We start from the raw sequence: 21,425 nt of genomic DNA, 5'->3' as shown, positions 1-21,425 counted from the left end.
GAAATTCGGTTGCCCCACTCTCTATTTTAGGTATTATGGAACATGTCACACCGTAGCGAGCAAGGAGATCTCCCGTGGACGTGCCCAACGCGGCGGCACTGCTCACCACTCACGCGCAGCACGCCTACACGCTCCAGCGCGAGGCCGGCGCCGCCCTCACCCGGGGAACCCAGAGCGACCCCCGGCGCCTCGCCCGTCTCGCCCACCGCGCCGAACGCGCCGTAGAACTGGCTGTGTTGTGGGACGGAGTCCTGTGGGAGGCCCACGGCACCAGCCAGCGCGATCTTTTCCCGCTCGCCGACCCCGCGCGCCTGGTCGCCGCCGCCCGCACCCTGCGGACCCTCGCCCGCGACGGCATCACGCTTGCCTACGACCTGACCTGCGCGGAGTTCCCCGAGCGCACTCCCGAGCGCCCGGCCGGGCACTGGGCGGCACGGCTCTTCCTGCTCCACACCAACATCGTCGATCACTTGCCCGGCGCTGCGACGGCCTCCGCCGTGCTCGCCGAGCTGCACGCCCGCCTCTCCGACGGCTCCACCGGCGTGCAGCTCTCGGCCGGAACCACGGCCGCGCTGGAGCTGATCACCGCCCTCCGCGAGGGTCTCGACGCCGTTCCGGTGGCCGCCCGCGACATCCCGGCCTGTGCGCGCGAGGTCCTCATCTGCGGGCTGGAACTCGCGACGTTCCAGGGATGCAGCCTCACCAGCACGGGCACCGGCCGCACCGCCGTACTCGTCCCCCTGGTCGACGGCTGGAGGATCGAGGTCGACGACGCGGGTTCCGCCGAGCACGCGCCGGAGGACCACGGAAGTTGCAGGGGCAGCCGGGGGTGGTCGGCCAGCCTGTACGACCCGTCAGGCGAGGCGATCGACGTGGTGCGCCACCCCGTCCCCGACACGGCTGATGACTGCCTCGCCGACAGTGCGGCGTGCGTCCGTCAGCTGGCGCAGTGGCGGGCCGAGAACCAGGCGAAGGGTCCCGTCCAGGACTGAGCACCGCCCCCAGCCAAGCCAGCCCGAGGCGAAGGAGGCCCCTGTGTTCCCCGACCCCGAACCCGACGTACACGCCCACCTGGACGCCGACCCGCGCTGCATCTGCACGCTCCTGCGCTGCGGCGGCTCCGTCCTGGCCCCCGGCTGCCCCAGCCACGGCATGACCTCGGGACGCACCTTCACCTGGCACTTCGCCGACCGGTGCCCCCCACCACTGACCCGACGTTCCGGGAGATCCCGCACACGAAAGGACCGCCGCCGTGCCCCAGGCAGACACCCCGCTGGACACCGCAGACCTGTCCACGCTCGCCGACCGCCAGCAGGCCCGGTTCACCACCGGGCACGGCCCGGTGATCGTGCGCAGGTACGCCCACTCCTCGGATTTCGTACAGGCCGCCGTGCGCGCCCGCAACGGCCGGGACCGTTCCGCGCTGCTGACCCTGCGCCCCGACGCGTACCCGCTCGCCCCGGCCTGGCTGGCCGCCATCGCCGAGGCCGCGCCGGAGGCGGCCGACCACCGGCACCCGTCCGCCGCCATGTCCTCGGTCCGGCTGCTCGCGAGGATGACGCCGGATCACCGCAACGGCATCCCCCGGCAGTTGGACGGCTCGGTCGGCTGGAGCATGCCCGGCGTGTCCGCGCGCGTGTGGCCGGACGGCCGGATCGAGTTGCGCAGCACCACCGGCGCGGAGCTGGCCGGCCAACTGGAAGGCTCCGAGTGGGACTCCTGGAAGGTGGCCGCCGTGGCGGACGCAGGTCTTCGTCTACTGTGCGCCCCCGAGGCCCGCCACCTGACCCGCACCGGCCAGCCGTCCGGGTGGCACCGGCCGTTCGACCGCAGCGATTCCACCGGGCTGGGGCGCGAGCGCAAGGGCGGCCAGATGTACGACGGCTCCACCGTCGCGTCCTGCTCCTGCGGCTGGAGAGTGACGGCCGAATCGCAGCTGGGCGCTCGCGCGCTCGCCGAACAGCACCGCCGCGAAGCCACCAGCGGCGAACCCGCATAACCGCCGACACCCGCCCGCGCAGAGCGCGTACGGCACTCCCACAGTCCCGAAGACGAAAGAGGCTCCGCCATGCCCCGATCCGCACTGTCCCAGCCGCCCACGCTGGCCCCCGCGACTGATGAGACCGCAGGTGCGTCGAATGCGGCCTGCCCTGCACCGAGCAGTTGACCACTTTCCCCCGCATCAGGGGCGGAAGACGTGCTGCGTACGCCTGCTCCGTGCACGCGGCACAGCGCCGCAAGGCCATGTGAACTGCACTTTTGGCGGTGGGGCAGCGCTGAGGAATTCAGTTGCCCCACCCCAGGAATGCGGTATTATGGAACATGTCGGATGGCTCCCTCCCGGCACCGCTGAAAGTCCGTCAACCCAGCACGAGGAGGCCAGACATGGCCACAGCCACCGAGCCCGACTCCGCCGCCCAGACCGCCGAGTCCGCCCCGGCCGACGCCGACGAGGCGAGCCTGACCGCCGTCCTGCTCGACCCGGACACGATCGCGCGCGACGAATGCAACGCCCGCGAACACGACACCGAACCCGACGCCGACCTGATCAACTCCGTCAAGGCCGTCGGTGTCCAGGACCCGGTCAGCGTCCGCCCCGCCCGGACGGCACGTACGAGGGCAACCTCTACTCGCCGTTCAGCACGTACGCGCACGGCCGCTACTCCCCCGTCCACGACCTGACCGGCGAGGTCTACCCGCTGGAAAGCGAGCTCGCGGCAGACGCCGAGCTTCGCGAGCTGTTCGAGAAGATCCCGGCCAACGCCCGCGCCGCCCTGGTGCTCTACCCGCTCGACTGACCGCCGTGCGCCAGGCGGGCACCGCATCAGCCGGTGCCCGCCCCCGGCCCGCCTTCAGGCACCGGTTCCCGCCGGGCGTGACAGACGCCCGGCCCATCCCACGCAACAGGAGAGGGGATACTCCCATGCCCACCCTTGCCGAGGTCCGCGCCTTCATCCGCGAACTGCCCGACGTCGTGTCCGTGGCCGTCGTCCAGGAGGCAGCCACGGACCGGCTGCTCCAGCTGGACGCCGACCAGCGCCCGGTCATCACGCCCGGCCGCACCGGGCGGATCACCGCCACGATCCGCCCTGCCTGCCTGCGCCTGCTGACCGGCACCGTCCAGCAGCCCAACCGCACGGGCACCCGCTTCGACTTCCTGCTGGACGAGGCCTCCACCGAGCGGCTGCGCCGGGACCCGAACAACGGCACCCGGTTCCGCATCGCCAAGGACGAGAAGCGCTACCGGCTCGCGAAGGTCCCGGCCTCCTGCATCGAGCTCACTGACACCCCGGCCGACTCCTAGACCGCCCCGGAGCTTCGGGGGCAGCGCGCCGAGCGCTGCCCCCGGCCCGGCCATTCCGTCCTCACCCGCAACTCCCGCGAAGGGAGCGTGACTTCCATGAGCCGCGCGATCCCCGTGCGCTGCCTCGCCCGGCCACTGGCCGGCGGACTGGTCGTGCCGTGGGTCTCCCTGATCCACAACGGACACGCCGTATTCGGCAGCCTCGACGCCGACCGCGCCCGGCGCGCCCTCCTCCAGCGCCTGTGCCAAATCTGCTCCCAACCCCTTGAAGAGCGGTTGGGTGTAGATCTTCTGAGGGTGCCTCGTTGGGGTGATTCGCAGAGGTTCGGGGTGTGGCCGGTTGTGTCGGCTTTTACCGTCGCTGGGGTCGAGCCCGCCGTGAGGCGTGCGGGTGCTGAGCGAGGGTGGGTGCGGTGTGCCGTCTTTGATGGAGGCGTTGGAGTCCAGGCGGGCTGAGGTGCTGGGCCAGGCCGAGCGGCTGCGTGAGCAGATCGCTGGTCTGTCCGAGGAGTTGTCGCGGGCAGGCTGTCGCGGTTGCAGATCGCGCGCGAGACGGTGGAGGAGGTGCTGGCCGCGCCGTCTTCGCCGGTGCCGGATGCGGACACCGCGGGCGGGGATGCCGGTGGCGGGGTTGCTGCGGCGCTGGTGAAGGCCGAGGCAGAGCTGGATGTGACGGTGATGTCGCCGGAGTACCGGGAGATCATCGCCTTGTTCGCGACTTCGGGGGCGGCGATGCGCTGCAAGGAGGTGTGCGAGCACCTGGGTCTGGGGACCGAGCCGCGGCATGTCGAGGGGATGCGCTCGAAGCTGAAGAGGCTCGTGGAGCGCGGGATCCTGGCCGAACCTTCGTCCGGGCTGTTCAAGGCCGACGGCAGGAAGCAGGGGTGGTGAGCGCGGTGGGGCCGGCCCGGGGCGCGCTCGCGGAGTGTGAGGATGCTTTCGCCGCCTCGGCTGGGTTGTTCGCCGCGGTCACCGCGGAGTTGGCGGCCCCCAAGGCGGCGGTGATGACGCACACGCAGTTGGAGGATCTGCTGGGAGCGCGGATGCGCGAGGTCACCCGGCAGTTGTTCCAGGACCACCTGACCCTGCGGGCCAGGGACGAGGCGCGTCGTGAGGAGGTCGTGGACGCCGAAGGCCGCGAGCGCACCCGGATCGAGCGGGGCCGGCACCGCACCCTGGCCACGGTGTTCGGCAAGGTCACGGTGGTCCGGATCGCCTACCGCGGCACCGGCGTGGCGGACCTGCACCCGGCCGACGCGGTGCTGAACCTTCCGGACGGAATGCACTCGCACGGGCTGGCCAGGCTCGCCGCGATCGAGTCCGCACGCGGCAGCTTCGCCGACGCCTGCGAGCGGATCAACGCCCACACCGGCGCCGGCATCGGGCACCGGCAGATCCAGGAACTCGCTGTCGGCGCCGCAGTGGACATCGACGCGTTCTACGATGCTCTCGTGCCGGCCCCCTGCACCGACGCCACACCGCTGATCTTGTCGGTGGACGGCAAGGGCGTGGTGATAAGGCCCGAGGCGCTGCGCGAGGACACCGCGAAGGCCGCGGCGGCCAAGGGCGGCAACGCGATGAAGACCCGGCTCGCGTCCGGGGAGAAACACGGCAGGAAACGGATGGCCACCCTGGGAGCCGTCTACGACGCCGAACCCGCTGCGCGCACGGTGGACGACATCATCGCCGACCCCGACCGGCAAGACGACGCCGCCCACGGCCCAGCACCCGAGCGCCACCAGGGGCCGAAGGCCCGGTCGAAGTGGTTGTGCGGCTCGGTGAACGACACCGCCGCGCAGGTGGTGGCCGCCGTGTTCGACCAAGCCGAGCACCGCGACCCAGGCCACCGCCGTCCCTGGGTCGTCCTGGTCGACGGCGCCCGCCATCAGATCGACCTCATCAAGGCCGAAGCACTACAGCGCGGTGCGGACATCCACATCATCATCGACCTGATCCACGTGCTCGAATATCTATGGCGAGCGGCCTGGTGCCTGCACGAGGCCGGCGATACCTCCGCCGAGAGCTGGGTCGCCCGTCATGCCCGCGTCCTGCTGGGCGGCGGCGTGCAGCAGACCGCCGCCGCACTCGAGGCAGCCGCCCGCGCCGCCGGACTGCATGGCGCCAAGCGCAAGGGCATCGACGAGGCCGTGAACTACCTGACCGGCAAGGCCGGGTACCTGCGCTACGACACCGCCCTTGAGCGCCGCTGGCCGATCGCCACCGGGATCATCGAGGGAGCATGCCGGCACCTGGTCAAAGACCGCCTGGACATCACCGGCGCCCGCTGGGGCCTGTCCGGAGCTGAAGCCGTACTCAAGCTGCGTGCCGTCCGCGCCAACGGCGACTTCGACGCCTACTGGGTCTGGCACCAGCAGCAGGAGTTCAACCGCAACCACCAGGCCCGCTACCGCGACCAGGTCATACCCACCGCCTGATCGACGACACCCTCATTGGATCTGCACCCAGAGCGGTTCTTCGTCATCCTCCGCCCTGCCGACCAGCAGCAGGGCTACTCCCCGAGCCCGCGCTCCCCGGCGGCCGCCCTCGTGCAGAAGGGCAGGGTCAGGAGCAGCGCGAAGAGTGGCTCTTCATCGACTCTGAAGGGCACGGCGGGCCAGGACGCTGCGGCCGCTGCTGTCATCGTCGCCTCGACAAACCGGCGGATAGCACACCGCGCGAACGGATCGGCGTCGCCGTCGTGGTCGCGTCGTGAGGGGGAGCCCGTCGGGGCGAGGACCCTCGTCCTCGCCCGCCCCAGGGTGTCGACCGTGAAGGTCTACGCGCTTGTGCCGCCACCGGTGACCTGCTTGGTCAGGCTGCTGTCGTTCGTGAAGCCGTGGTGGACCGTTCGGCCCGGTCGCCGGTGTGGGTGCGCGCTACTGCTTGCCCGGGTTGCGGTCGGGTTGTGCAGAGATCTTGTGAAATAGATCACGTGTACATGTCACAGGAAGGGGTTAGGGCTCCTGTGTTGCGTTCTGTCACGCCAGTTAGGGAAGGGGCGGCAGAGGCGGGGGAAGCGGGTCATCAGCCGAGGAGGGGCTTGTGCGCAACCGCGCGCGGATAGTCTGTTTGATCGTCACCATGACGGTAATGGTGGCGCTGGTGTGCGGCGTCGCCCTGCGGGCCACAACGTCACCACCAGGTTCCGGCAGTTCGAGCGCCGGAGTTCCGATCGCCAAGCAGAAATCCGAGCCGCTCAAGCCGGTCACCGCGATGACGGCCAGACAGCGCCGCTTGCAGGTGAAGCAGGACGATGAACTCGCGGTCCTCCGGCCGGAACTGCGCAACGCCAAGCGCGTACGCAAGGCGGCTCAGACGGCAGCGAAGAGCACCACTGGGAAGGGGAAGAGCGCCGGCACGGGGGCAGCGTCCGTCCCCAGTCCGCGGTCAGCGGATGAAGCGGCTGTCGCAGCCACGGCAGGCGACGCAGGCTTCGAGGGTGCGCTGTGGGGGTCCACCTACATCGTGGCCGATGAGTCCCAGCTTGATCCCGCAGGTGTTGTCACGAATCTCCCTTCCAACCCTCCGGTCAGTGCGCAGCTTTACCCCAATTACTCGCCTGGCCAGACCACCTGGTATGTGGAGGCCAACTGGAGCCAGAGCGCGGCGCCGCGCATGTTGCGCATCGATCTATACCGTGCCTCGGACAACAAGCTGGTCGCGACGCGTCTGACCAGTTCCGACGCGACGAGGAGTGCTGAGACGACCAGCCTTTGCCTCGGGTGGAGTCTCGGCAGCAGCGCCCCGAAGACCTGCGTGTGGTCTCTGAAGGACGGGGTGCTCGACGGGACCGCCGGTACGGCGTACTACGCGAAGCTCTCCTTCGCCACGCAGATGACGAACCATTTCTACAAGGTTCCTGATCAGGCACAGTTGACGTACCGCGAGTACTACCTGCCCACCGCGTGGACCACCGCCGTCACCTCTCCGGCGGGGCCGGCGGTGTACACGGCCGGTATCGACGAGGGATTGTCGGGCTGGTGCACCTGCTTCTACCAGACGAACATCGCCGACCCGGTCAACACCGCCACCGGAGCGGTCAGCGAGACCGTGACGGATGCCGTCGTGCCCGGCAAGGGGCGGCCGCTGAGCCTGTCACGTTCCTATTCCTCCACCGCGACCGATACCGGCGGCTTGCTCGGGAGAGGGTGGAGACTGGCCTTCGAGTCACATCTGGATGTGGGCTCCGACGCCGTCACCCTCACCGATGCCGACGGGGCGAGCGTCGCCTTCGCCAAGGACAGTAGCGGCGCCTACAAGGCGCCCGCACCCGTCCGCTACGAGCTCACCACGACCAGCAATGGCTACCGGGTGACCGGCGCTGATCATACGAGCAGGGACTTCGACGCTACGGGTCAGCTGAGCCGGTGGTCCGACGGGGCAGGGGAAGGGTTGTCCTTCGGCTACGCCGACGGCAGGCTGTCGACCATCACCGATGCGGCCGGACGGGTCAGCACACTCGATGTCGACGCGGCGACGGGACGTCTTGCCTCCATCTCGCTCGCCGACGGCCGCAGCGTGCGCTACGGATACACCGACGGGCAGCTCTCCGCGGTGACCGGCACCGACGGCGGTGTCACCGGCTACACCTACACCGACGGCCGCCTCGCCACAGTGGTGGACCCCAAGGGGAACACCGTTACCCAGAACACCTATGACTCGTCGACAGGGCGCATCAAGGAACAGGTCGACGCCTCCGGCGGCACCTACAAGTTCACCTGGACCCCGACCGCGGACGCCCCCGCCGGGTCGGGCGAGTCCGACATGACCGACCCTGCGGGCGGTATCTGGACGGACGTCTACCAGGCGGGCGTCCTGCTGCGTTCCTACCGTCCGGAAGGCGGCGAAGCACAGCGCAGCTACGACCAGGTCCTCAACGTCACCTCCGAATACGACAGCAACTTCAACAAGACGGTGCGCACCTTCGACGCCCGGGGCAACATCGCCACCGAGCAGCGGGGCGGTGCCACCCAGTCCTACGACTTCGACGGTCTGGACCGGCTCACGACCTACACCAACGGCCGTGGTTTCACGACCACTTACGAGTACGAGGGCGACACCGACCGGCTCAAGACCGTCCAGGGCCCCGGGGGCACCACGACATACACCTACACCGCGGACGGGCAGGTCGAGACGGCCACCGCCCCCGGCGGCGGAGTCACCCGCTATGCCTACGACTCCGACGGTCTGTTGTCCGCCCTGACCGATCCGGACAACGGCAAGACGACCTACACCTACGACGCTGCGGGGCGCCTGAAGAGCACGACCGATCCCCGCGGCAACGTCGAGGGCGCCGACCCGAAGGCGTACACGACTCACTACGGCTACGACGACGCCGGCCGGCTGTGGAAGGTCACCGATCCGGACGACCACACCACCACCTACACCTACGACGACAACGGCAACGTCAAAACCGTCACCGACGCCCTCGACCGCGTCACAAAGTATGAGTACAACCCGGCGAACCAGCTGACCAAGGTCACCGACCCGGACGGCAAATCCTCGACGCAGGAATACGACGACCGAGGCAACCTCACAGCGCAGACCGACGAGACCGGACGCCGTACGACCTACGGTTACGACGGCGCCGGACGCCTCGCCTCCACCACCACACCCCGCGGCCATGTCGAAGGCGCCGACCCGAAGGCGTACACGACGACCTACGGCTACGACGACAACGGAAACCTCACCGACACCGTCGATCCCTTCGGCTCCCTCACCACCACCGAGTACGACGCCCTCAACCGGCCATACCAGGTGACGGACGCCATGAAGCATGTCACCAAGACGGAATACGACGAGGACGGCAACGTCACCAAGGTCACCGACCCGCGCGGCAAGGCCACCACCTACACCTACACCGACGACGACCTACTCAAGACGCAGACCGATCCCCGGGGCAAGACCACCCACTACGACTACGACACCGCGCGCAACCGGTCGAGCATGACCACACCGTCCGGCAGCACGACGAGCTGGGTGTACGACGACGCCGGCCGGATGAGCACGTCGACCGACCCGCGGGGCAACGTCGAGGGCGCCGATCCGGAGCAGTACACCACCCACTACGACTACGACGCGGCAGGCAACCTCACCAAGGTCACCGACCCGCTGGGACACGAGGAGACCTACGGCTACGACGCCCTCGGCCGGCAGAACCTGACCACGGACGCACGGAAGAAGTCGACCAGCACGGCATACGACGCGATCGGCCGCATCAAGTCGGTCACCGCCCCCGACGGCGGCGCGACCTCCTACACGTACGACACCGCGGGCAACGTCGCCACACGCATCGACGACAACCAGCACACCACGCACTACACCTACGACGAGGCCCACCGGCTGAAGTCGGTCACCGACCCACTGAACCGAACCGTCTCCTACGACTACGACGCCGACGGCAACCAGAAGACCGTCACCAACGCGCGGGGCGTGACCGCCACCAACGCCTACGACGCCCTCGGTAAGCCCACGTCGACAACGTACTCGGACGACACCCCCGACGTGAGCATCGTCTACGACGCCGCCGGTAACCGCCGCCAGATCACCGACGGCACCGGAACCCGCACCCTCACCTACGACGAGAACGACCAGCTCAAGACCGTCTCCGTCCCCGGCAGCAGCAGCGGCTTCACCTACACCTACGACGACGCCGGCGACCTCGAAAGCCGCACCCTGCCCGACGGCCTGAAGACCACCCACACCTACGACGACGACGGCCGCCGCCACACCGACACGACCGGCGGCGCGACCATCACCTACGGGTACGACGCGGCCGGCAACCTGACCACGACCACGCTGCCTTCCGCCAACGGCTACACCGACACCCGCACCTACGACCGTACCGGCCGCCTGGCCTCGCTCACCACCGCCAACGGCGACAGCACCCTCGCCTCCTGGACAGTCCAGCGCAACGCCACGGGCCAGCCCACCCAGCTCGACCGCGTCCACGACGGCCACGCCCAGCCACCGCAGCACTACGGCTACGACGACGTCGGCAGACTCACCTCCTGGTGCACCTCCGCCACCGGAACCACCGACTGCCCCTCCGGTTCCCCTGTCGTCACATACAGCTACGACAAGGTCGGCAACCGCACCGCCATGGAGAAGGGCGGCAAGACCACCACCTACTCCTACGACGCGGCCGACGAACTCACCAAAGCCGTCACCGGCACCTCGACCACCAACTACACCTACGACGCCGACGGCAACCAAACAGTCGACAGCTACGGCCAGACCCTCGCCTACGACGCCACCAATCACCTCACATCCAGCGGCTCCCAGACCTTCGCCTACGACGCCGACGGCAACCGCGTCAAGGAGACCCACACCGGCCACACGTGGGCGTTCGCCTGGGACATCAACAACCCCCTGCCGCTGCTGGCAACCGAATCCAGTGACACCGGAAGCGGACCCAGCGACCACACCTACAACGAACTCGGCCAGATCGAGTACACCACCCAGCCCCAAGGGCAGTTCTACTACCACCACGACCTGAACGGCTCCATCACCGACCTCACCGACACCAGCGGCCAGGACGTCGACCACCACGACTACACGGCATTCGGTGAAACCACAGCCCTAGGCTGGGACTCCTCCGAGCCCCTCCCCGGCACACCGCAAAACGCCTTCGGCTACACCGGCGAATTCACCGACCAGAAGATCGCCACCAACCGAGACGGCGACACCACGGTCAAAGCCACCAGCATCAACCTCCGCGCCCGCAACTACGACCCCACCACCGGACGCCTCACCAGCCGCGACCCCCTCACACCCGCCCAGGACACCCCCTACCAGTCCGCCTACGCCTACGCCGACAACGACCCCACATACCGCACCGACCCCAGCGGCATGTGCAGCATCACCACCCAGCTCAAAGACGTCTTCACCGGAAACTTCGGCTGGAACAACAACTGCGCCAAGGAAGACCGCGACACCGCCACGAAGCCACCGGCCGTCCAGGCCGCCAAGAACTTCTCCGACACCGCCACCCGAGGCCTGATCAACACCACCGGCCAAGCCGGCCTCGGCCTCCTCGACGGCCTGACTTTCGGCAGCTTCAGCTACCTCAGCGGCGCCCAGATCACCTGCCCCACCGCGTACAACGTGGGTTTGTACGCAAGCATGGTGCCCTTCCCCATCGAAGGCGGGGGCAAGCGCCTCGCAGCCGAGGGCGCCGGGGCGTTGGCCAGACGTGGCCTTTGGCAACTCACTGCCGAAGGCGCCTCGAAGATCATGAAGGGCGGGCCTTTCAAGACCACATTCTACAAGAGTGCATCGGACCAGACTTGGTGGACCGTCGACGCCACGGGGCACGGGGAGTCGGCCTTCAAGGTGTACAGAGAGACCAAGAAGGGCCTGGAGTGGATCTTCGATGCAGATCGATACGGTGACCGCATGCTCAACAAGTGGAAGGGCGAGACCGGCCGCTTCATCCCATGGAGCAAGTTGAGGGGGGTAGGAAAATGATCGAGTCAGCGGAGGAGTTCATCAGACTCCGCCTCAGCGATGACCCCGACGAATACAACAAGGCAAGCACAGAACCGGCTTCCCCTGAAGTGTGGACCGAAGTGGTCCAGCAGCATCCGGAAGCCCGGTTCTGGGTTGCGCACAACAAGACGGTCCCTGTGGAGATCCTTCGGCTGCTCGCAGCTGACCCTGACCCCAGGGTCAGGTACGTAGTGGCCACCAAACGTAAGTTGCCCCCCGACGTCCTGACGGACTTGGCAGCCGATCCGGATGAATCGATCAGGTTGACCGTCGCCCGCCACAAGAGGACTCCGCTGCCGGTACTGGAGCGGCTCCAGTCGGACACATGGGACCAAGTCCGAGAAGTTGCTCGCGACCGGATCCAGAAAGCCACTGATCGCAGAAAATCTTCGTAGAGCGGAGGCAGACCAAAACGTCGAACCGGGAGAACGGCGGGTCCGACGATCATGGGAGAGACATCAAGTGACTGATACCGCCGCGGAGTTGGCCTCGATCCTTCAGCCGTCTTTCGGCTGTGATCGTCTCGGCGGTTCGCCCGTAATGTCCTCGGTGCCGGTGAGGCGGGCCGTCGCATGACGCTGCGGGGACGCCGGCTTCCACGGGGCCGGGCCTGCGGTGCTCCTCCTTTCTGGGGCTCGTCGGGATGGGTGCCCGGCGGTCAGGTGACGGCCGGAAGTGCGGTGAGTCGCCGCCAGGCCAGGGTGAATGCCCTGGCCCAAGGCCAAGTGGTCTCGATCCGCAGCCACCGGCGGCGGGCGTGTCTCACGAGGCGGGCGGGCAGGTGGTAGAGGCGGAAGCGCATGGTGTCCGGCTCGGCTGCGCCGTCGTCCACCCGTAAGGGGCACGCTGCCGCCGATGGAGAACGGGCCGGGAAGCGGGATGCGCCAGCGTAGCCGCATCGTGTCTTCCTTAATCGCGACGCAGAGGGTTGGCGGCGGCCTGTTCTCAGGACAGCTCGTCGGTGCCCAGTGTCATGGTCAGGGTTTTCGAGCCGACGGTGATCTGCATGATGCCCCAGCAGTTGGAGTTCGGGTCGTCCGCCGCCGGGTCGCCTTCACAGGCGTTGTCCTCGTACTCCTTCTGCGCGGCGCGCATCTTGGCGATTTGCTTGGTGCTGGTCGGGTACGTGGCGGCGCCTCCGTTGGCGTCGATGTCCTTCTGGAGGTCGTCGACGACGGTCATGATCGCGCCGAGGTCGTCGGAGCAGGCGACGCTGCTCGGCGACTGGCAGTCTTCGACTGAGCCGTCGGAGACGGCGTCGAGTTTGTCGGTGTAGGTGTCGGCCAGCTTCTTCGGCTTGGAGGCCGCGGCGGAGGCCTTGGCGGTCGTTGAGTGCTTCGCGGGCTGGGCGTCCGGGTTGCTGTCGGAGCAGCCGGCCAGCGTGCCGACGAATAGCAGGGCAGCCGCGAGCGCGGGAATGGTGCGGTGCATGGTCCCCCCCCCCATGACGTGATCGTGGCTGGATGGTACGGAGTTACTCAAGAGTTGGACCCGAGCTAGCTGGGCCGTCAGGCGTGCGGGTCGTAGCGGCGGGCGGCGGCCCTTTGCGGCGCACAGGGCGGTCTCGGCCTTGCTGATGACCACCTCGTGCTTGTGCCGATTGAGGTTGTCGGCGAGCTTGCGCCGCTTGTTCTGGATCTCCTCCGTGGACACGCCCGAGGGCAGGGCGACGTCGACCTCAACGCCGCAGCCTGCGATTTTGATCGGGGAGAGCATCGCGGCCGCCCACGTCGCCCATGTCCTCAATCGCCTTGCGCAGGGCGGCGATTCCCAGGTCGCGGAAGGTCACGACGACGGGCGGAGTCATCGGGCCGCCCATGTCGCGGTCCTTGACGGGCGGCGGCCACTGCGGGCGGTGTGCCAATGTCGGCCGACGGCCCACACGGCGGCCAGTCCGATCACGGGGCGGCCATCAGGAACGGGTCGCAGATTACGCCTTCGAGGAACGCCAGCCCGCGCACAGATCGACGACGGATTCCAGCGGGGTGAGGACGTCGGCCGACTGCCCGGTACCCCAGGCGAGCATGACGCCCGCGAACAGCAGCAGACCGGTCCCCGATGCGGCTGCCGACCCCTGGGCTTTGGGCAGGCTGAGCTGAGGAGCGCCTGAATGGCGTCCATACGGCGCCGGTGCCGGGCCATGCGGAAGGCGTGGCCGCGGGCTTCCCACTTCTCGACCTCCTCCAGCAGCCCGGCGGACCCGGCTGCGGCAACCTGCTGCGAGGGGCGCGGGACCTGCCGAACCCCCCAGCCCGCCATAGGAGTTGAGACGACGCGGGAGCTGAGCGAGCCGTAGGCCGGAGCCGGCCTCTACGGGGCGGGCGGGTGCCTCCACGGTGGAGAAAAAGGGATGACACTTGCGTTCGTTATAGGTATTATGGAACTCACTTGGATGGCTCCCGGGCACCGCCAGACCGTTCGTCTAATCGAGGAGTACCTCCATGAGCGGAGAGACCACCGCTGTCATCCGCGGCCGCGTGCGCGGCCTCGTCCAGCTGCGGCACACCGAACGCCGCACACCCGCCGCCCGGTTCACCGTGATGCAGGTGCCGCGCGAGTACGACCGCACCCGAGGACAGTGGCGCGACGGCGAACCGGTCCCCGTCATCTGCACCGTCACCGGGCCGCTGGCCCGGCACGCCGCCGAGTGCCTCACCGACGCCGTGCACGTGATCGCCACCGGGAACCTGGCCCTGCGCGCGGGCCTGCTCCACCTCGACTCCGCCCAGGTCGGCGTGGACCTCGCCCACCACGTCGCCTACATCGACGACACCCTGCCCGCCGTCCTCGCCGGACGCGCACCCGCCCCGGCACCGCGTGCAGCTGCGGCCCCCGAGCCCGCACCCCACGCCGAACCCCGTCCGGCCGCAGCGCCCGCCGCCACACCAGCTGACGACTGGTGGCAGTCGCCGCCGCGCCACTCCTGGGACGCGGTCACCGCGCCCAGCCGCAGCGGCCGCTGACCACGCCACCCGATCCCGCACAGCCCATCACGGCACCGGCATGCCTGCCGGCCGCCGCTGTTCACGGAGGTACACCGTGCCCAGCACCACCCTGTCCGAGCGCGCCGCCCGCGCCGCGCTCGCCGCCCACTTCCCGCCCCACCAGGTCGCCACCCATCTCGCCCATCACCCAGCCGAGGAGGTCTGGCACTACGGCGTCGACCATGACGCCAGCGGCCGCCTGGCCCAGTACAAGCCGCGCGAGGAACTCGCCAACGCCCAGCTGACGTGCCAGTTCGTCATCCCCTCGGACGACGCGTGGCCCGCCGCCCTGGCCGACCTCGACCCCAACCGCCCGCTCGGTCTGTGGGTGCGCGGACACGAGCAGCTGCCCCGGCTGACCGCCCGGGCCGTGACCGGCAACCGGGCCGCCACCGCCGAGGCCCTCATCCGCACGAAGGCCTTCGCCACCGCCGTCGCCGAGGCCCGGGCACACGGTCACCGCCACGCGGGCCTGCGGGCCAGGGGCCGCTGAAGGCAAGGGAGATCACGGCTCGGCTGGGCTTGGAGACAACGTCGGCGAAGGTCGAGGGGGTGCGCTCGAAGGCAAGGCGTCTGGCGGAGCGCGGGTGGCTCCTCCTGGAGACGTCGGGGGCGTTCAGCGTCGGCCGACGGCCCGTGGCCGTGCCAGGCGACGACTCATCCGCGTGACCATCGACCACTGGATCATCGCCTCGCTGCTGGCCGGCAACGTCTCGTAGTCCCGGGCCAGCCGGCGCGAATGCATCAGCCACGCGAACGTGCGCTCTGCCACCCACCGCCTGGGCAGCACCACGAACCCTGTCATGTCGTCGGTTCGCTTGACGATCTCCAAGGTCAGGGCGAGTTTGTCCCGACACCAGTCGACGAGGGAGCCGGTGTAGCCGCCGTCGGCCCACACGAGAGTGATGTCGCGGTGCAGGCGGCGCAGCCGCTGCAGCAAGCCCGTGGCGGCGTCCCGGTCGCCGATGTTCGCGGCGGTGACCGCGACGACCAGCAGCAGGCCGAGGCAGTCGGTCACGATGTGCCGCTTGCGGCCGCCCACTTTCTTCCCGCCGTCGTAGCCGCGTGAGACGGACGGCACCGAGGCCGCGGCCTTCACCGACTGCGCGTCGATGATCCCGGCCGTCGGCTCGGCCTCACGGCCCTCCCGCTCACGCACCCGACCGCGCAGCCGGTCGTGGAACTCGGCGATCAGCCCGTGCTCGCGCCATCGGCGGAAGAAGGCGTAAACCCGGGCCCAGCCGGGGAAGTCCGCGGGCATCGCCCGCCACGAGATCCCGCCCGCGACCAGGTAGCGGATCGCGTCCAGCAGCTGGCGGTGGCAGTAGCCCTCGGGCTGCCCGCCCCTGCCCTGGAGCCAGACCGGCACCGGCAGCAACGGCCGGATGGCCGCCCATTCCGCGTCCGTCATGTCGGAGGGATACCGGCGTTCCCGGTCCGGATGGTCGGCCGCGTTGCCGTACACGTGCGCGAGGCAATCACACGATGGAGCAGCCGAGTTGAACTGAACGGGTTCGGACGCGTACAACAACGACACCAGGGCCTCCCGGCACTGCTCGGTCAGATTCGCATCCCCGAGCTACCGAGAGGCCCTGTCTTCATGCGCGCACAACGGGAAGATCACCCCGGCGGGAAACCTGTTCGACCCGCACGTTCCATGATCGGTTGAGATACGGCTCCTAACAACAACCACCGGCGTCCTGCGAAGGAAAGTCGGGACTCGTCCCGGGGGCTTCCGGGCGACAGCTTCCGCGCGGACTGGCGCATCGCCGACCTGATCCGGCACGCCGAGCAGTGCGGGGCGCCCGACCCCGGCGTCGTCTGCCCGGACGACGGTCCGGAGTTCACCGCTCTCACGAAGCAGGTACGGGCGGCGCTGCAGAAGGAGCCCCGCAAGGAACCCGAACTGGCTCGCCACGGCGGCCGCGCCCTGTGCGACGGCTGCACCGTTCACAGCTGATGACCACCGTCTGCCGCGCCAGTCGAAGCCCGCGGCGCGGCAGGCGCCCTACAGTGGATGAGGAGATGACCATGGAGATGAACCCCACAGCCCTGCTGCTCGATCTCGCCGCCCAGGCCCAGAGCGTGAGCGACCCGGACACGCTGCGCGCCTTGCTGTCTGCGGGCCACCGGGCCTGGTGCGAGGGCGTCGCCGACGTCCGGGCCGGTGTTGACCGGGAGACCTCGAGCCTGTCCGACGCCGAACTCACCGAGCGGTGCGCCGCTGCGGGCGCGGCATGGGAGGAGGGGATGACGCGCGACGATGCGCTCTCCGCTCTCGCGTTCGTGACCTGGGACGCGGCGCCGGCCGCGATGGCCTGTACGGAGCTGGAGGAGCGTGCGGCGCGCTTCGGTGTGTGCCTGCTGGGTGAGGAAGTGCTGTAGGCAGATTTGGCGTCAGGCTGGACAGCAAACCGCCCCCTTTGGCATTATCGAACATGTCACACTCGTCCGAGTGCCGGCACCGCCGCGCTGACTCTTCCAAGGGGACCCGATGTCTTCCGCCGACCGGCTCGTGGACACCGCGCAGATCATGTCCGAGTTCGGCACGAGCAAGCCCCGGGTCAGCGAGTGGAGCAACACCCCGGACAGCGGTTTCCCCGCGGTCGCGCACACCGAGGGACGCAAGCGGTTCTGGCGCTACGACGAGGTCGCCGCGTTCTTTGCGCAGCGTGCCCCGAAGAAGCGCACGCTGCCGGCCTCGGTACTCGAGGCCGACCAGGACGAGCTGCTGACCAAGCGGGAAGTGGCCCAGCTTCTGGGGTACACCCGCACGTCGACCATCGACGCCTACTTCCGCGACCGGCCCGGGTACTTCCCGGAGGCCGACGAGGATGCCGACGGCCCGATGTGGCGCCGCGGCACGATCGTGGCCTGGGTCGCCAGCCGCCCCGGCAAGGGTCGGCGCAGCTCCGCTCCGGCGGCAGCGCGGCCTGAGGTGTCGGCGGACGGGGACCCCGAGGAGTTGCTCGGTACAGCCGAGGTTGCTGCGCTGCTCGGCTACGGCAGTCCGGCTTCCTTCTCCAGCGCCCTCTACCAGGGGCGCATCCCCGAACTGCCCGAGCCGGACGCCCTGGAGAAGGAAGAAGGAAGCCGCGGCCCGGGCCGCAAGAAGTGGCGGCGGGCGACAGTCGTCGCTGTCGCCCGCAAGCGTGGAGTGCTGCCGCCGGCCGACCAGGACGAGAACGAGGACCTGGTCGGCGCCGCCGAGGCAGCCAGAATCCTGGGATACGGCAACGCCGACAGCTTCATCAGCGCACTGGGGCATGGGCTCCTGCCCGACCTCGAGCAGCCCGACGGGTACGAGTACCGGCGCGGTAGCGGCGGCCGCCCCCGTCAGCAGCGCTGGAAACGCTCCCGCCTCGAGGACCTGGCAGCCCGCCGCTCCTCACCGTCCTGACTGCGGTACGCCGAAGCGCGCGTCGCAGGCGGGATACCGTAAGACCGCGGCCTCTGGTTTAAGGGATCGACGAACTCCCGGCGGGCCAGACGCCGCACGATGGCCGGTATGGAGAGGCCAGCCACCTCTCCCCCGCGAAGCCGCACGGCTTCGCGGAACCGGCCATCGCTACGGATCTCCTGCTACTTCTGCCTCAGCCGCTCGGGGAAGTACGTCCTGAGCGTGTTGAGAGACGCTCGTGCCCAGAGGACGCCGGCAACCGGCCCCAGGACGAGACCGATCGGCAAACCGATTACCCACGCCTCCCGCAGGTTGCCCATGCTCCGTCCGGGTCGAGTGCCGGCGCGAGCATCCACGGGGCAACGGAGGCGGCTAGGAGGCCGAGCACCCAGCCCACCGTGAACACAGTAGGAAGCCCGTCGTCACTGTGCGCGTGTCCTTTCGGAAGGGGGGCCGGGTCGAGCGGAGTCTGTCGGGCCGCTCTGGCATCGGCAGCAGAACCTGCCGTGACTGCGGTGGTTCCGGTGTCGGAGTCCGGCCAGCAGCCGGCGGAGCTCCGCCCAGACTTCGTACGCTTCGTAGCCGAACATCAGCTGGCATCCGCGGAGTTGATCGGAGGCAGCAGGCCGTTGCCGGGCCATAGGGGGGATCCTGCTTCCGCCCAGGCCAGGTGCCGGCCGACCTCGACGAGGACCTCGATCCGGTCGGCGGGCCCGTACGCCCGATGTGCCCCGGACGTGGGATCGACGGTGCGGATCTCGCTGTGCGGGCCGGCGCACACCAGAGCGCGGGCGATGTCCGGCAGGCCCAGGTTGAGGGCGTCGCAGTCGTGGTCGCGGATGAGCTGCAGCAGGTCTTCGGTGGCTGCCTCCCAGTCTCCGACCTCCGGCCAGTGCTCGCCTCCGTCGAGTTCGTGGGTGAGCGTGGACAGCGGCACGATCTCGCCGGGCCGGCGGTCGTGGACGAGGCGGTCGTGGATGCGGGCGCCGTCGGGCTGCCGTACGCGGGGGTGCAGCAGGGAGGCTGCGGCCACGACGGTGGTGTTGATCTCCTGGGCGCCGACCGGGTAGTAGGGCTCGTGCGCGAACAGGAGGTAGACGTCCAAGGTGGGGACAGTCGGGCCGGGTTCGGGCTGGGTCATGGGGAGGGTTTCCTTCTGCAGCTGTGGGTTCGGTGCGTGACGAGCTGCCGGATGGGTCGTCGGCCGGGGGCGAGGCGGGTACGGGCCCAGGGGCCGACCAGGGTCGGAGGCCTGGTTCTCGCCGGCTGTGCTGTCCTCTGCGGTGCGCTTGAGGATCTGGGCGACCTGGTGAGCGAGTTGGAGCATCAGCCGTTCGCGTGCGATGAGGTCGGCTGAGGCCGGGCGGGTGTCCCGGGTCTGGAGCAGGCCTGCGGCGTCCCACAGCAAGCCCTGGCCGACCTCGGCCGAGCGGCGCAACTCGTAGCGTTCGCTGCCGACGGCGGCCTGGACGAGAGAGGTCTGCAGGACGGCGAGGCGTTGGAGGTAGCGGCAGGCGACGTCGCCTTCGACCATGCGGACGTGTTCGCGGGCCCGGGCATCCAGCCGGTCCGGGAGGTGCTCGGCGATTAGCGGGGCAAGGAGTATCGCCGGCAGGGCGACGTCGAGGGGGACTCCGCGGCGGAGGGCGAACAGGCCGGCGAGCAGGCTGATGAGGGCGATGGCAGCAGCGGCGAACCGCAGCGATCCGGGAACGGTGTCCACGGCGATGCGCTGGGCGGGGCGCCGGGTGAGCCAGCGCAGGGCCAGGCGCTGCAAGCGCGTCGCGGCCGGGGTGAGCACCCCGATCTGGTGAGGGATCTCGGGCGGGCTGCCGTCGCCGGGGACGGTCCAGGCGAGCCATCCCCAGGGGGTGCGTTCGTGGACGAGTACGGGCTCGCAGGCGGCCGAGCAGGTGTGGTCGCGGACGTGGCCGGTCCGCAGGGCGCGGGAGCGTTCCTTCTCCCACCGCCCCGGATCACGGGTGAAGGGGCGCTCGTGGTGCGCGGCCGCGGTCGGCGGCGGTGTGTGGAGGGTGTCCGTCACGAGGTGCTTCCTTCCAGGTGGTGGTCTGTCAGGGCGGAGGCGCACGTGGTGCAGCGGCCGTCGCTGTCGGGGTGGGCGCGGCGGGGTGTGGGGCCCGGGCAAGTGCGGCAGAGCGGCCAGCCGAGGCAGGCCGGGCAGAGGTCCTCGCCGGGGGCAGTTCCGGGAACGCCGCAGCCGGCGCATTCGACGAGCGGCCGGTAGGTCAGTGCCTCGGCCACCGTGCGGGCCCGAGGCACTGTGGATGACCGCTCGGCCCAAGGCCAGGCAGGCGACTCGTCCTCCACGGCGTCACCGCGGTAGTGAGGGCGATCCAGCATGGCGGGCGGCGGGTAGGCCTGAGCAGCCCGCAGGCGGGCGGCGATGATCGCGCCGACCGAGGTGCGCACCGGCTGCGGCAACGGCCGGTCGGCGATGACGTGGCGTAGCTGCTCGCTGCTCCAGCCGGCCTCCAGCATCACCGTGGCCACGCGGCCCTGATCGGTCAGCACCTTCCCGGTGAGCAGGAGTTCCGGGCGGCTCGCTCCGATCTCAAGCAGAAGCTGGACCCCCGGGTGCATCTCTTCGGCCGGGAGCGCAGCCGACGGGGACCCCGGTGCATCCGGACGGTCCGTTCCTTCCGGCGTGCGCGCGAGATCGCTCCGGTCGCACGGAGGGACGGTGCTGGTGTTCTGCTTGTTCGTCTTCTTTCTGTTGGTGTTCTTAGTGGGGCGATTAACCGACGTCGGGCTATCCACCAGTGGAAAACCCGACATCGGTTGCGACCTGCTGTTTTGCAGGCTGGGCAGGTCGGTGATGAAGTATGCGGCGGCACCTAGGGTGCCGTCCGGATTGCGCTGGCGGTGCCGCAGCAGGAAGCCGTGCTCCTCCAGCTCCTTGAGCCCGCTCTTCACAGCGGCTTCGCCCTCGCGGCCACGGCGCGCCAGGTCGGTGACCGTCATCCGCCAGCCGTCCCGATGAGTGCTGATGAGGCCGAAGATGCCCTTCGCCTTGAACGAAAGGCGGGCGTCGCGGAACAGGCCGTTGGCGACCTGGGTGAACTGGTCTCCTCCCATCACGCCACGGCGGATCCCTGCTCCGAACCCGTGCGCTATCTCGTCAGCCACGGTGGCGGTACTCAGGTTGAATCGGTGATGTCCGGGCTGTGGTGACGGGTCGTGATCCCTGCGGTACGACGTCTTCATGCGGTATGCGCAAGGGGGCGGG

Annotated in this window: 17 protein-coding genes; 12 read left to right on the top strand and 5 right to left on the bottom strand. The window is 69.4% G+C overall.

What is annotated here, in order from left to right; all coding sequences use genetic code 11:
- The first annotated feature begins 74 nt into the window (after positions 1 to 74).
- From ACIRPX_RS44000 to ACIRPX_RS43965, 8 genes are all read left to right on the top strand, one after another.
- Positions 75 to 992 carry a hypothetical protein gene (locus ACIRPX_RS44000; protein ID WP_404205773.1) on the top strand — a complete coding sequence of 306 codons (918 nt, stop codon included), beginning with the start codon at positions 75 to 77 and terminating at the stop codon, positions 990 to 992.
- Positions 993 to 1,252: 260 nt separating this feature from the next.
- Positions 1,253 to 1,999 (top strand): hypothetical protein, encoded by a 747-nt coding sequence (locus ACIRPX_RS43995; protein WP_404205772.1) that lies wholly within the window; start codon positions 1,253 to 1,255, stop codon positions 1,997 to 1,999.
- 386 nt (positions 2,000 to 2,385) lie between these two features.
- Positions 2,386 to 2,682 (top strand): hypothetical protein, encoded by a 297-nt coding sequence (locus ACIRPX_RS43990; RefSeq protein ID WP_404205771.1) that lies wholly within the window; start codon positions 2,386 to 2,388, stop codon positions 2,680 to 2,682.
- 241 nt (positions 2,683 to 2,923) lie between these two features.
- Positions 2,924 to 3,304, top strand: coding sequence for a hypothetical protein (locus tag ACIRPX_RS43985; protein ID WP_404205770.1), 381 nt, complete (start codon positions 2,924 to 2,926; stop codon positions 3,302 to 3,304).
- Between the two features lie 534 nt (positions 3,305 to 3,838).
- On the top strand, positions 3,839 to 4,195 hold the full coding sequence (locus tag ACIRPX_RS43980) for a hypothetical protein (RefSeq protein ID WP_404205769.1): 357 nt from the start codon (positions 3,839 to 3,841) through the stop codon (positions 4,193 to 4,195).
- Between the two features lie 5 nt (positions 4,196 to 4,200).
- Positions 4,201 to 5,739, top strand: coding sequence for an ISKra4 family transposase (locus ACIRPX_RS43975; RefSeq protein ID WP_404205786.1), 1,539 nt, complete (start codon positions 4,201 to 4,203; stop codon positions 5,737 to 5,739).
- A 1,144-nt stretch (positions 5,740 to 6,883) separates the two neighbouring features.
- Positions 6,884 to 11,773: a DUF6531 domain-containing protein gene (locus ACIRPX_RS43970; protein ID WP_404205767.1), complete on the top strand. Its 4,890-nt coding sequence runs from the start codon at positions 6,884 to 6,886 to the stop codon at positions 11,771 to 11,773.
- Positions 11,770 to 12,189 (top strand): hypothetical protein, encoded by a 420-nt coding sequence (locus ACIRPX_RS43965; RefSeq protein ID WP_404205766.1) that lies wholly within the window; start codon positions 11,770 to 11,772, stop codon positions 12,187 to 12,189. The genes ACIRPX_RS43970 and ACIRPX_RS43965 overlap by 4 nt, the downstream gene beginning before the upstream one ends.
- Positions 12,190 to 12,739: 550 nt before the next feature.
- Here ACIRPX_RS43965 and ACIRPX_RS43960 read toward each other — a convergent pair.
- The gene (locus ACIRPX_RS43960; RefSeq protein WP_404205765.1) at positions 12,740 to 13,510 is read right to left on the bottom strand and encodes a hypothetical protein; all 771 of its coding nucleotides are present in this window, start codon (positions 13,508 to 13,510) and stop codon (positions 12,740 to 12,742) included.
- Entirely contained in the window at positions 13,473 to 13,613 is a 141-nt protein-coding gene (locus tag ACIRPX_RS43955; RefSeq protein WP_404205764.1) for a hypothetical protein, read from the bottom strand. Before ACIRPX_RS43955 ends, ACIRPX_RS43960 begins: the two co-directional genes overlap by 38 nt.
- A gap of 622 nt (positions 13,614 to 14,235) precedes the next feature.
- Here ACIRPX_RS43955 and ACIRPX_RS43950 point away from each other — a divergent pair.
- On the top strand, positions 14,236 to 14,757 hold the full coding sequence (locus ACIRPX_RS43950) for a single-stranded DNA-binding protein (protein WP_404205763.1): 522 nt from the start codon (positions 14,236 to 14,238) through the stop codon (positions 14,755 to 14,757).
- A gap of 76 nt (positions 14,758 to 14,833) precedes the next feature.
- The gene (locus tag ACIRPX_RS43945) at positions 14,834 to 15,271 is read left to right on the top strand and encodes a hypothetical protein (RefSeq protein ID WP_404205762.1); all 438 of its coding nucleotides are present in this window, start codon (positions 14,834 to 14,836) and stop codon (positions 15,269 to 15,271) included.
- A 123-nt stretch (positions 15,272 to 15,394) separates the two neighbouring features.
- Here the strand turns inward: ACIRPX_RS43945 and ACIRPX_RS43940 are convergent, their stop codons facing one another.
- Positions 15,395 to 16,189: an IS5 family transposase gene (locus tag ACIRPX_RS43940; protein ID WP_404205761.1), complete on the bottom strand. Its 795-nt coding sequence runs from the start codon at positions 16,187 to 16,189 to the stop codon at positions 15,395 to 15,397.
- 620 nt (positions 16,190 to 16,809) lie between these two features.
- Here ACIRPX_RS43940 and ACIRPX_RS43935 point away from each other — a divergent pair.
- Both ACIRPX_RS43935 and ACIRPX_RS43930 read left to right on the top strand, forming a co-directional pair.
- Positions 16,810 to 17,163 (top strand): hypothetical protein, encoded by a 354-nt coding sequence (locus ACIRPX_RS43935; RefSeq protein ID WP_404205760.1) that lies wholly within the window; start codon positions 16,810 to 16,812, stop codon positions 17,161 to 17,163.
- A 109-nt stretch (positions 17,164 to 17,272) separates the two neighbouring features.
- Complete coding sequence (locus ACIRPX_RS43930) at positions 17,273 to 18,178, top strand: helix-turn-helix transcriptional regulator (protein ID WP_404205759.1); 906 nt, start codon at positions 17,273 to 17,275, stop codon at positions 18,176 to 18,178.
- A gap of 589 nt (positions 18,179 to 18,767) precedes the next feature.
- Here ACIRPX_RS43930 and ACIRPX_RS43925 read toward each other — a convergent pair.
- Together ACIRPX_RS43925 and ACIRPX_RS43920 are read right to left on the bottom strand one after the other, a co-directional pair.
- The gene (locus ACIRPX_RS43925) at positions 18,768 to 20,222 is read right to left on the bottom strand and encodes a hypothetical protein (RefSeq protein ID WP_404205758.1); all 1,455 of its coding nucleotides are present in this window, start codon (positions 20,220 to 20,222) and stop codon (positions 18,768 to 18,770) included.
- Positions 20,219 to 21,425: hypothetical protein (locus ACIRPX_RS43920; protein WP_404205757.1), on the bottom strand; the 1,207-nt coding region annotated here is incomplete at its 5' end. The genes ACIRPX_RS43925 and ACIRPX_RS43920, both read right to left, overlap by 4 nt.

The organism is Streptomyces sp. NPDC101225, from assembly GCF_044767585.1.
Classification (GTDB): Bacteria; Actinomycetota; Actinomycetes; order Streptomycetales; family Streptomycetaceae; genus Streptomyces.
The sequence above is the reverse complement of the archived record's forward strand: the minus strand, read 5'-3'. Positions and strand labels throughout refer to the sequence as shown.